Origin of the sequence: Prevotella illustrans (genome assembly GCF_017426725.1) — a bacterium.
Classification (GTDB): Bacteria; Bacteroidota; Bacteroidia; order Bacteroidales; family Bacteroidaceae; genus Prevotella; species Prevotella illustrans.
On record NZ_JAERMS010000025.1, the window covers coordinates 1 to 12,610 of the forward strand.

The 12,610-nt window shown below is 50.8% G+C and carries 6 protein-coding genes; 5 read left to right on the plus strand and 1 reads right to left on the minus strand.

What is annotated here, in order from left to right; translation table 11 throughout:
- Window positions 1-153: 153 nt before the first annotated feature.
- Entirely contained in the window at window positions 154-1,347 is a 1,194-nt protein-coding gene (locus JHU38_RS08165) for a multidrug effflux MFS transporter (RefSeq protein WP_158267272.1), read from the plus strand.
- Between the two features lie 63 nt (window positions 1,348-1,410).
- Here JHU38_RS08165 and JHU38_RS08170 read toward each other — a convergent pair whose 3' ends face one another.
- Window positions 1,411-4,416: a PEP/pyruvate-binding domain-containing protein gene (locus JHU38_RS08170; protein ID WP_107581312.1), complete on the minus strand. Its 3,006-nt coding sequence runs from the start codon at window positions 4,414-4,416 to the stop codon at window positions 1,411-1,413.
- A gap of 245 nt (window positions 4,417-4,661) precedes the next feature.
- On the opposite strand from JHU38_RS08170, the gene JHU38_RS08175 reads away from it, so the two are divergent.
- From JHU38_RS08175 to JHU38_RS08190, 4 genes are all read left to right on the plus strand, one after another.
- Window positions 4,662-7,844, plus strand: coding sequence for a SusC/RagA family TonB-linked outer membrane protein (locus JHU38_RS08175; protein WP_199222640.1), 3,183 nt, complete (start codon window positions 4,662-4,664; stop codon window positions 7,842-7,844).
- Window positions 7,845-7,870: 26 nt separating this feature from the next.
- Window positions 7,871-9,598: a RagB/SusD family nutrient uptake outer membrane protein gene (locus JHU38_RS08180; protein WP_232369894.1), complete on the plus strand. Its 1,728-nt coding sequence runs from the start codon at window positions 7,871-7,873 to the stop codon at window positions 9,596-9,598.
- A gap of 255 nt (window positions 9,599-9,853) precedes the next feature.
- Window positions 9,854-10,984, plus strand: coding sequence for an alkaline phosphatase (locus JHU38_RS08185; RefSeq protein WP_107581314.1), 1,131 nt, complete (start codon window positions 9,854-9,856; stop codon window positions 10,982-10,984).
- A gap of 21 nt (window positions 10,985-11,005) precedes the next feature.
- On the plus strand, window positions 11,006-12,610 hold the full coding sequence (locus tag JHU38_RS08190) for an MGH1-like glycoside hydrolase domain-containing protein (RefSeq protein ID WP_107581315.1): 1,605 nt from the start codon (window positions 11,006-11,008) through the stop codon (window positions 12,608-12,610).

The window sequence follows — 12,610 nt, forward strand, 5'->3', positions numbered from 1 at the left end:
GCCTTAGTGAAAACAACTTCCTTCACTTTTTTGAAAAATATTTAGGACACTATTGAATTTTTGGTGCTTTTTGTTCCAAAAATGCAATAACCAGGCGAAACTTTGCTATGCCCTTTCCTAATGAAAAGCCGTAATTTTGCCACCCAAAACAAGATGATGATGATGAAGTCAATAAACGTAATGTGTAACTCCCGGCTATTTCTTGAAGGAATACTGGGTCTGTTGAGTGCCTTCGGTCCATTTGTCATGGATATGTATCTGGCAGCTTTCCCGGAGATTGCCATGTTCTATCGGACGGAACCGTCAATGGTACAGCTGTCTCTGACCGCATGCACCGTGGGACTTGCCTGCGGACAGCTTGTGTTCGGAGCCGTGAGCGACGCTTTTGGGCGGAAGAATCCGCTTCTCGCCTCACTGATACTTTACGTTGTGGCCTCATTCGTATGTATGGAGTCGCCGTCGATAACCATCTTCATAGCAATGAGATTCTTTCAGGGGCTCGCCGCAGCCGGTGGAGTAGTCATTTCCCGTTCCATCGCCGCCGACCGATATGCCGGTGCGGCATTGGCAAGAATGTATGGTGTCATTGGCATGATAAACGGTGTCTCGACTGTGGTTGCGCCGATGTTCGGCGGAGCCGTCATCGACGGTTGGGGCTGGAAGGCTGTGTTTCTTCTGCTGCTCATTATCGGTCTTGTGATGTTCCTCGGCACAGTGGCGCTGCCGGAATCTCTTCCCGTCGCATCAAGGCAGAGACTGAACCCGTCGGTTTTCGTTCAGGGAATGAAGATGGTGGCCACCAACCGGAAGTTCTCTTCGCCCACGGTGCAGTATGGTTTTGTCATGGCAATGATATTCATCAACCTTGCCTCCGGTCCTTTTATCATGAACAGATACGGACTGACCCCCGGGCAGATAAGTCTCGTTTTCGGTGTCAATGCCGTTGCCATCGCTATTGCGGCAGGTGTGGCTTCAGGTTGTCGAAGCATGAGGAAGACAATGAGAATCGCAAACATCGGCATGCTGGTCTTTGCGTTTGCAACTTCAGCAACACTCCTGTTGGAGCTTGGCTTTTGGATTTATGAGATAGCCGTATTCTGTATGTACCTGTTCATAGGAGGCATGTGCACTGCCTCGACAACGCTTGCAATGGAAGCCGAAAGGGAGAACGCAGGCATGGCATCTGCCATCTTCGGTACAATTGGCTTTGTCGCGGGAGGAATCGTGTCGCCGCTGGTCGGCATCGGCGACATACTGTTGACGACCTCTTTATTATTCGTCGTCGTATCTGCCGCAGCTTTTTACCTGTCGTCCCTAAAGGGTGACAGGAACATTTCTATTAAGTAAATCAAGAAATCTGTAGATCTCTACTTTTATTATAAAAAAAATAACCTAAAGATAAATTTGAAACTATAACAATACAATTCCCTCCTGCTTCTTACCGTCCATCAATATGCGCAACGGCTTGTCGAAACGGACGTGGCGCACATAGGTTGACTCCTCAACGGCCGGCATGGCGTCGAGCAATTCCTTACGAAACACGCCGCCAGTACCGGGCGCATTGGTGTCAACGGTGAAATAACCCACACCGAAACTCGTCAGATTCTGGAAGAAATGCGTGCCCTGGCTGGGATCGACATGGTAGTTCTTCAACGCCACTTCCACGATAAGACGCGCCGCGCTGATGTGGGACCACTTTACGGGAATGCCCAAATAGTGGTCGCTGGAGCCCCAACGGCCGGGGCCAATCAGCACGTAGTTGCCTCCGCGGTCGACAAACTTGCGATTAAAACGCTCAATGTCAGCCGCGACATCGTAGTTGTGCATAGCCGAATATTGATCGTCGAACTTAACGTAGACCACGTCGCGCACGTCTTCCATCACACCGTGCCCCAACGAATTGTGACTGCGAAGCAGACACTTCTCGTCGGGAATGGCCTCTACGTCCTCTTCTATCATCTGCTTGGCGTCGACGATGGGACGGATTTGCAGCAGGTTGAAGTCGCCCGTGCGGTCGGCATTGACGTTGCAGGCAAACTCTATCTCGACGGGACGGCGCATGGCGGCCGAGCCGAACGTCATGGCCATCCGCATGAGCTCGGGCAACGGAAAGACACCTTGCTGTAAGACTCCGCAGAAAGAGATGATCTTGCGTCCTCCGTCGTAAATTCCGTCACGGATAATCTGATCGTAAGGATCGTAGGTGGAGGCTATATAGTTGAGCGATTGGTCATCAACTGCTTCCTTCACCTTGAGTGTTCGGATATTAAAACCGTCATCTACCTTGAAATCATCACTGCTGTTACTCATATCGAGTGCGTAGAATTGCGTTTGGGTTTCGCGCAAAGCCGTCTCCAACTCGCTGGTTTGCAACACCTGGTCGGGGTGATAGGGACTGACGCGCAGCGTCTGCCCGCCATCCACGATATACTTGCCCAACCCCAACGCCAAGGAGGCGATACCCTCTTCGGCCGTCTCGTCACCGATGGGATAGTAGTTGAGCGACCGCAAGACGCCGCTAATGTTAGGATAGAAGCGGTCGCCATACTGACGCCCCACCACTTCCTGTAAGATGACAGCCATCTTCTCTTGGTCGATGACATTGCGGGTGGCGGTCATATAAGCCTTTGAGTCCTTGTAATACACCGACGCGTAGACGCCCTTGATGGCGCTGGCCAGCATGCGAAGCATGGCATAGCGGTCGGCAAGATAAGGTATCATATAAGTACTATATATACCGGCAAACGGCTGATAGTGGCTGTCTTCGAGCAACGAACTGGAACGAACGGCTATCGGACACTTCACGGCCTCGAAGAAAGTGAAGAAGTCGTCGATGAGCGAATCAGGCAACTGCGCCCGCAGGAAGTGCTTGAGTATCTCATCGTCGCCGGCGTCACTGAGCGCGATTTGATAAAGGTTGTTTTGCTCCATGAACTGATCGAAGAGGTCGGTACAGAGTACCAGGGTCTTGGGAATCCGCACCGAGACGCCTTCAAACTTGTTAAACTCGGGATGCACCTTGACAATGTTATCCAAGAAGGCCAGACCACGCCCCTTACCGCCCAGCGACCCTTCGCCAATGCGGGCAAAGTGGGCGTAGCGGTCGAATTTCGTACGGTCGAAAATAGCGACGACACCGATATTCTTCATGCGTCGATACTGCACGATGGCGTCGAAGATGATCCGCCGGTGGGCGTCGACATCCTGCAACTTGTGCCAAGTGACGTTGCGAAGGAACGCCGACACGGGGAATATGGCCCGTGCGCTCAACCAACGGCTCATGTGGTTGCGGCTGATATGATAGAGCATGGAGTCGTCGGGAACCTTGAAGATATTATCCTGCAACTCTTTCAGACTATGGACACGCAGAATTTCCGCCCGCGACACGGGATCACGGAAGATGAAATCGCCGAAACCCATGTGCTCCTCAAGTATGTTGCGCAGGTCGACGCTCATCTTCTTGGAGCTCTTGTCTACAAAACGGAAGCCCTCGGCCTCAGCCCGCTGTCGGTTTTCTGACTCCGAACTCTCCATAATCAGCGGCACATATTCGTCCATCTGTCGGATGGCATGCAGCAGTTTTAGTCCCGCGTCAGGGTCTTTCACGGCCTCGCCACGGCCGTCGACGGCCGGCAATTGCGACAGACTGTCGTCCATGGGAAAGCGGGCGTCGGAGATAACGCCCAGACAATTGTCCTTAAACCGTTTGAACAATACCATCGCTTCCTGGTAATTACGGGCCAGAAGCACCTTGGGACGTCCACGCATGCGCAGGGTGGCCTGATGCTTATTGAGCGCTTCCGTAGCAAAGCGTTTGCTCTGAAGCAATATATAATTGTAGAGATTGGGAAGAATGGAACTGTAAAAACGAATGCTGTCTTCCACAAGCAGTATCATTTGTACGCCACCCTCCCGGATATCATGCTCCATATTCATCTTATCCTCGATCAACTTGATGATGGAAAGGATAAGATTGGTGTTGCCCAGCCAGCAGAAAACGTAGTCGAAGATGCTCAAGTCCTCATGCTGCATGCGCCTGGTGATTCCATGTGAGAAGGGCGTAAGGACTACGCAGTGAATCTTGGGGAATTTCCCCTTGATGGCTCGGGCCACGTCGAAGGCGTCGTTGTCGGCATTACCCGGCATGCAGATGACCAAATCGACCTGCGTGGTGTTCAGAATGGCCGACGCCTCCTCAATGGTACTGACTTGTGTGAACGTGGGCGGATAGCGCAATCCCAGTTCCATGTACTCATTATAGATTTTCTCCTCTACCCTGCCGTCGTCCTCCAGCATAAAGGCATCGTAAGGATTGGCTACAATCAATACATTGTAAATGCGTCGCATCATCAAATTGACAAACGTGACGTCTTTCAAATAAAACTTATTGAATTCCTGCGGTATTTTATTTTCCATGTCGCAATTTCAGAAATCGAAAATAATCGGCGTTTCTATACGGCTACAAAAATAAACAATATATTTGTAATTGGCTTTGACTTTTACCAAAATACATACGATTCGGCTGCATAAAATGGCCTACGTTTACAAGCTCGTACATCATATTGAGCATTAATTTACACAAAAACAATTTTGCCTTCAGAGTTTTTTACATATCTTTGCATCAAATACTTTACCATCTCCAAAATCTAAAATATAACCGAATGAAAAAGAAAAATCCTACTGTGGGCCGCAAATCCGGTCTCATGTCCGTAGCAGTCGTGTCGGCTTTGTCGTTTCTTGCCCCTGCAACCGCAATGGCGGAGTATGTTGACGTCGCGGCCATGAATGTCGTTCAACAGGGCAAAGTGAAAGTAACGGGAACCATCCTTGACAGCAAGGGAGAGCCAGTTATCAATGCTACCATCAGAGAAGTGGGCACAAAGAATGCCACAATCACCGACTTTGACGGAAACTATACGATAAGTGTAGCCTCCGGTGCCACGCTTCAGGTTTCATCGGTAGGCTTCAAGACCAAGACGTTTAAGGTTGGAAAAAGCGGAAAAGCTAATTTCACGCTGGAAGAAGACGCCACCATGCTGGGCGAGGTTATCGCTATCGGCTACGGAAAGGCCAAGAAAGGCGACCTTTCGGCAGCAGTCGCGTCGGTTGATAATGTAGATAAATTGCAGAAACGCCCTGTCAGCAGTGTATCACAAATGCTGCAAGGGCAGGTTCCGGGTGTTTCGGTCGTTGCCAATGGTGGTCATCCCGGCTCCGAACCTACGATTACCATCCGTGGCATGGGCTCTCCTAACGGCGAATCACCGCTTTATGTTGTCGACGGAGTGCCCGGCGCGCCTTTCAATATGAGTGATGTCGTTTCTATTACGGTGCTGAAAGACGCTGCTTCGGCTGCTATTTACGGTGCTTATGCCGGTTCGGCAGGTGTCATACTCGTGACTACCAAGCAGGCTTCGGCAGGCAAACCCGCCATCGAATACAACGGTGTATTCGGTTATTCAACCTCACAGAATCTGCCCCAATCACTTACTTGGGAAGACGAAATGAAGGTTCGCGCCTTCTCGTATAAGCAAGCCAACAGCAAACTTCCCGATGGATGGGGCGTTATTAGCAAGGACGCGATTTATGGTAAGACCAATACCGATTGGATTGATCAGATATTCCGCACGGCCGCTTTCAATCGTCACAACGTCGCCATATCGGGCGGTAATGAGGAGTTTTCTAATCGTCTGTCGGTAGAAATCAACAATGCCGATGGTACATTGGTGAACACTTATAACCGCCAAGTTACGGCCCGCCTGAACTCGATGTGGAAGATTGCTGACTTCCTCCGCATTCGAGAAGACTTTAGTTGGAAAGACCGAAAGGTTCGTGACATCAATACCACCAGTGCGGAGTCGGGCGTTATCCTCGCCGCATTGATGTTCCCCCGCAATACTTTCCCTTATGAAGGCAACGGTTACATGGGTACGGTGCCAACTGCTTATGCCGATTATGCCAACATTCACGGAGATGCCATCAACCCGATGCGTATTCTGGGAGCCGCTTACGACAACAACCATGCTTCCACTTTCACGTCGTCTACTTTCTTAGATATCATCCAGCCCATCCGTGGTCTGAACTTTACGTCACGCTTTACTTGGAAGCAGACCAACTACATGCAGCGTTACTGGCACCCCAAACGTACAGAAATCGGGAAGCCCAACCTGACCAACGAACTTTACTACCGCAACTATCGTGAGCCACAATGGGACTGGGAGAACACCATTACCTACGATCGCGTGTTCGGAAAGCATACCATGGGTCTGATGGCATCTACCACTTCGTCCCAATACAGCTATCGTTACAACGATGCGGCGATGCGTGGTTTTGAGAGCGAAACCAATCCAATGATGTACTTCGCCAATGGTACGCAGGTCATCAACCCAAGCGATTTGTACTACAAAGACCGCAACGTATCTTACGTGGCCCGTGCCGCTTACAGCTTTGCCGACCGCTATTTTCTCACCGCTTCCATGCGCCGCGACTACGCGAGCCGCCTGCCTAAGGGTAAAAAGTATGGCGACTTCCCATCGGTAACAGGTGCTTGGAAGATTACCTCTGAGCCTTGGTTCAAGAAAAACAGCACTCTGAACATGCTGAAACTGCGTGCCAGCTGGGGTAAAATCGGCAACTTAGGTTCTATCGGCTATGGCTACGGCATCGCAACACTGGCCACCCGTTATCCCAACGGCTCGTCCGACGTTGGCAGCCAGATTGGTATTGACAACCCCATATTGGCCGGTATCTACTTAGCTGATGGTTTTAACAGCAACCTTACATGGGAAACTTCGGAGCAACTCGACTTCGGTATTGATGCCGTTTTGTTCAATAACCGACTGAATCTGAGCGTTGACTACTTCAATAAGAATACCAAAAACCTTATCAAAACGCAAGACGTGAACTGGCCAAGTACCATCGGAATCTCCGCTCCGCTCATCAATGACGGCGAAGTAAACAACCGTGGCGTTGAAGTTTCGACTGCATGGAAAGACAAAGTGGGCAGCAATTTCAACTATTATATAGGTGCCAACGTTGCCACTCTGCGCAACCGTCTGACCAATATCGGCGCAGCCAACCCTGACGGGAGCAAACCGGTATGGACATACGAAAACACTTACAAGTATAAAGACCTCACCCCCTACCGCAGTGCCGAAGGTAAACCGCTCTATTCGTACTACTTAATCCGCACCGATGGTGTATTCCAGACCGATGCTGAAGCCGCTGCCTACGTCAATGAAAAGGGCGAACGCCTGCAGCCTAAGGCCAAAGCCGGCGATCTGAAGTTCGTAGACGTGAACAAAGACGGTAAAATCGGCGACGGCGATTATGAGTTCCGCGGCAACGCCATGCCCAAACTGACCTACGCTTTCAATGGTGGCTTCACCTATCAGAAGTTCTCTTTCGACTTTATGTTGCAAGGCTCTTACGGTGCTAAGCTCTTCAATGCCTACAAATACACCACGCTCAACGAAGCCGTAGGCAGCTTCAACCGTTCAGAAAAGATTCTGAAAGCCCTTAATGGTCCTACTTACGATGTGCCACGCATCTCTATGACCGACGACAACGATAATTTCGGAACCATCTCTGACTGGTATCTTGAAAGCGGTTCGTACCTCCGCATGAAGAATATCTCAATCGGTTATTCATTCACCGACCTGCTTCGCAAAATCAATTTCTTCAACGATCGCCAAAGCACACTTGATATAACGCTAAGCTGCGATAACCTTTTCACCATCACTCCGTATTCCGGTATCGACCCAGAAGTTGGTGGCGTAGGCTTCGATTGTGGGCAGTATCCAGTTTCAAGAACCGTTTCTTTGGCTGTTAAACTTAAATTCTAACTCTTTCAACACAGATTATTATGAAGATGAATAAAATATTCTTATCATTGCTGATTGCGGCCGGAACATTCAGTTCTTGCACCGGCGATTGGCTGGATACCGTAAAAGAAGGCACGCCCAACGAATCTAACTTCTGGAAAAATGATGCCGACTACATCAAAGCCGTTACCACATTATATGATTGCTACGCCTATGAGGAAACTTGGGGACGCGATTTATTCTATGAACAAGGTGCTGCCGATGACATTGTTTTCGGACGAAGCCGTGGCAGCAGTCAGATGAATTTGGCCAAACTGAAGATGAATGGTTCGTCTGAAGGACCTATCAAGTGGGTCTACAACCAGATGTACGAAACCATGTCGGCCGCGAACAACGTCATCTATCACGCGCTTCAGATTCCCGAAACAAAACGTACACCGATTCAGAAACGCTCTTTGGGTGAGGCTTACTTCATGCGCGCTTTCACTCATTACATGATAGCTTATCGTTACGGACGCCCCGACAATGGCGTGCCTTTCGTCAAGTATGAAGACTTCACCGACTATGCCAAACAGATTAATGAGATTCCGACCCAGCAAGCTACTGTCATGGACGACTACAAACTAATCGTCGAAGATCTCCAAAAGGCAGCCGACCATCTCGACTGGTTCAAGAATTATTCCACCGACGACTACGGACGCGCCACCAAGGACGCCGCATTGGGCTATATGGTTAAGACATACGCTTTCTGGGCACAGCACGACAAGAGTCAGTGGACAAAGATTCCTGCGCTTGTCGACAGGATTCAGAATGAAGGCGGTCGTGGTCTGCTCGACAGTTATGCCGATGTTTTCAAAGCCGACAACGAGTGGAGCAAGGAATATATCTGGTCTGTCAGCTCCAAAGGCAGCAACTATGCCGGTAGTATCTTCCCCGGAATATCACTTGAAAACAAAGGCTGGGGTGTCTACAACGGCTGGGGTTACATGAAGCCCACACTCGAACTCTTTGCCGAATACAATGACAAGGACGTTCGCCGTGGTGTTACTATCATGCAATATGGCGATTCATTCAGGTATTTCGGTGAAGACTGGAAGTGGTATTCCAATTCCGACATTGAGGTAGGTTTTGCTTTCAAGAAATACATGGAGCCATTCTCCTACGGCAAGATCCTGCGCGACGCTAATGGAAAGGTCACCGGTTATGAGAACAGTCATATCTCTACCAACGGCGACAGACCAACAACCGACCTGAATCTGCCTTTGATGCGTTTCTCCGAACTACTCCTTTTCAAGGCCGAAGCATTGATTATGCAGGGACAGAACGCGGCTGCGGCTGAACCACTGAACCGTATCGCAACGCGTGCACATGAGGGAATCAATTATACCAATCCGACTATGATGGATTTGATGCATCAACGTCGTTGCGAACTTGCGTTCGAATGGACTGATCGTCTGATGGATCTCAAGCGCTGGGCCGGTAGTGGTAACGCTGACTGGAACAAGGATGCGCTGGCTAAAATCAAGGGAGCCAAGCATGGTATCAAGCATGTGGACCGTACCAATCCTAACTCTCCTATTGATACTACCAACGGACAGACCATCACTGTGAATGGTAAGACCTATCAAGGAGCCATCGTTATCGGTGCCGGACAAGGCGATCCGAAGGAGTATGAGCCGGGCGGAACCTACAGCGTATTGCCTTACGAAATCAATCAAGTAATCAAGTCGAACGGCAAACTGAAACAAAACGCAGGTTATGCCTCAAACTTCTAATGGACAAATGTTCTTCTTTTAAATGAAGTAAAAGGAGTTAAAGGAGTTAAGGAGTTCAAGGAGTTAAGACAATAGCTAAACTCTGACTTCGCTATGTAGTTCAGAACACATTGTTAAGGAGTTAAGACAACAGCTGATTTGATAAAAGCGAATGTCTTAACTCCTCACAAGCAAAACGAGTAAGAACATCTTTAGTTCCTTTAACTCCATTCTCCCACTACTTGTAAATCGAGTGATAACACTCAAATTCATCAAATGAAAATTCTAAAATCCTTTATCATCACCTTTCTATCGCTTGGCACTTTGACTTCAAGCGCACAGAAAACGAACCTCCAAACCTTCACGCTCGATAAGCCTTACACTGTAGAGAAAATACAGGCGCCGAAGGGAAAGAAAGTAAAAAACGTGATCCTGATGATTGGAGACGGCATGAGCCTTATGCACATTCAAGCCGCGTGGACCGTAAACCGTGGCCGTCTGTGGCTCGAAAACGCGCAGGCGGTAGGCCTTTCCAAAACGCCGGCTACCAATCGGCTCATTACCGACTCTGGCTCGGGTGGCACATCGCTGGCTTCGGGCTACAAAACTTCCTACCACGCCGTAGGCGTAGACCCTACGGGCAAACCGCTTAAATCGCTCATCGATTATGCTAAAGAGGCAGGAAAGAGTGCCGGCGTGGCCGTCACCTGCCGCCTATGGGACGCTACACCCTGCGACTTCCTGAGCCATAATATTGACCGCGACAAGGAGCAAGAGTTGCTGGCCGAGATGATGAACAGCCAGGTTGACTTTGTTTTCGGCGGTGGAGCCAAGTTCTTCAACAAGCGCGACGACGGCCGCGACCTATTCAAGGAATTGCAGAAGAAGGGCTATCACGTATCGCGCACGTTCGAAGACTTGCTGAACAACGTGAAGAGCGGCAAGGTGTACTGCGTTCCTTTCGACGTAGACACCCCGCTGCCCGACGAGCGCGGCGACCTGCTGGCGCGTGCGTCGCTCAAGGGTATCGAACTGCTGAACCAAAACAAGAACGGCTTCTTCATGATGATTGAAGGTTCGCAACTCGATGACTACGGCCACTTCAACCAGCTTGACCTGTTGATGAAGGAGACGCTCGATTTCGACCGGACCATCGGCAAAGTGATGCAATGGGCCGCCCGAGACGGTGAAACGCTCGTCGTCGTGACGGCCGACCACGAAACGGGTGGCCTGACCGTGCACGGGGGCGATCTTGCCACGGGCACCGTCAAAGCCAACTTCTCGTCGAAAGGGCACACCGGAACGATGGTTCCCGTTTATGCTTTCGGCCCCGGCGCAGAAAACTTTACAGGCTTCATGGACAACACCGACATTTTCTGGAAAATCAAGAAGCTGCTCAAACTCTAAGATTCATCACAGACAAAAAAGATGCGTAGGATATTTTTCAGCCTCATGGCTTCGCTTGCGACCCTCACAGCCATGGGCCAGAACCTCATTCCTTCGGGGTCGCCCCTCTACAAGTTGCCTTATAAGAACACGTATGTCATGCAGACGCTCGTGGCCGAAAACGCTTTTCGCACGGCCAAGCAGGTGAAAACCAAGCCGGGAACGTTCGAACAGGCCCGCAAGGTGCTACCGGCACCCTACTGGGAGGGCCATCGGAAAGAAATCGACATGTATTGGAAAGCCTGGCAAATCGGCATTAAGAACATTTGCCAGCCACTCGACGACTCGGGCTTCATCACCAGTTACATCGCGCCGGCCTACAACGGCAACATCTTCATGTGGGACGACGCGTTCATCACAATGTTCTGCCGCTACGGCCGCAACTTCTTTCCGTTTCAGAATACGCTCGACAACTTCTACGCCAAACAGCATCCCGACGGTTTCATCTGCCGGGAAATACGGGGCGACGGCAGCGACTGCTTCGGCCGTTACGACCCCACCAGCACCGGTCCTAACCTGCTGCCGTGGTCGGAATGGCTCTACTACACGCAGTTTGGCGACGACGCCCGCCTCAACAAAGTGTTCCCCGTATTGGCCGCCTACTACAAATGGCTGAAGCTGAACCGCACCTGGCGCAACGGCACTTACTGGAGCAGCGGCTGGGGAACGGGCATGGATAACATGCCGCGGGTGCCCGAGGGCTACAACACCATTTACAGCAACGGTCACATGATATGGCTCGACGCCTGTCTGCAACAAATCATGACTGCCAAGATACTGCTCAAGATGGGCTTCTACTTGGAGCGTTGGCAGGAAATAGAGGAATTTGAGGACGACATCAAGAACCTCACCGCCTATATCAACCGCAACATGTGGAGCGAGAAGGACAGTTTTCTCTACGACCGGTTCGCCGACGACAGCCTCAGCGACACGCAGGGAATCTACGCCTACTGGGCACTCCACACCGACGTGCTGCCCAAGGAACGACTCGACCGGTTAGTCCGTCACCTCGGCGATACGACCAAGTTCAACCGCCCCCATCGCGTGCCGTCGCTCTCCTACTGCCATCCCAAGTACAAGGCCAACGGCCGCTACTGGGTAGGCGGCGTATGGCCGAGCACCAACTACATGGTTATCTCGGGACTCGTCAACAAGGGCTATCGGCAACTGGCCTGGGATATCACGATGAATCACTACGACAACGTGCTGAAAGTTTTCGAGAAAACGGGTACTTTCTGGGAGTATTACGCCCCCGAAAGCGCCGCCCCCGGCTTCATGGCCCGTAAGGACTTTGTGGGCTGGACGGGGCTGCCGCCCATCGCCGAACTCATCGAATACATCTTCGGTATCAGGGCCGACGTGGCGGAAAACAAACTGACCGTCGACGTCAACCTGACCGACGCCTACGGACTCAGCCGCTATCCCTACGGACAGGACGGCCTCATCGACATCAAAGTGGCCAAACGAGCCTCGAAAAACGAGAAGCCCAAGGTAACCGTCAAGACCAACGTGCCGCTGGAAGTGACCGTGATGTGGGGCGACCAAAAGGTCGTGAAGCACATGAAGGCCGGAAGCGAAACAATATGA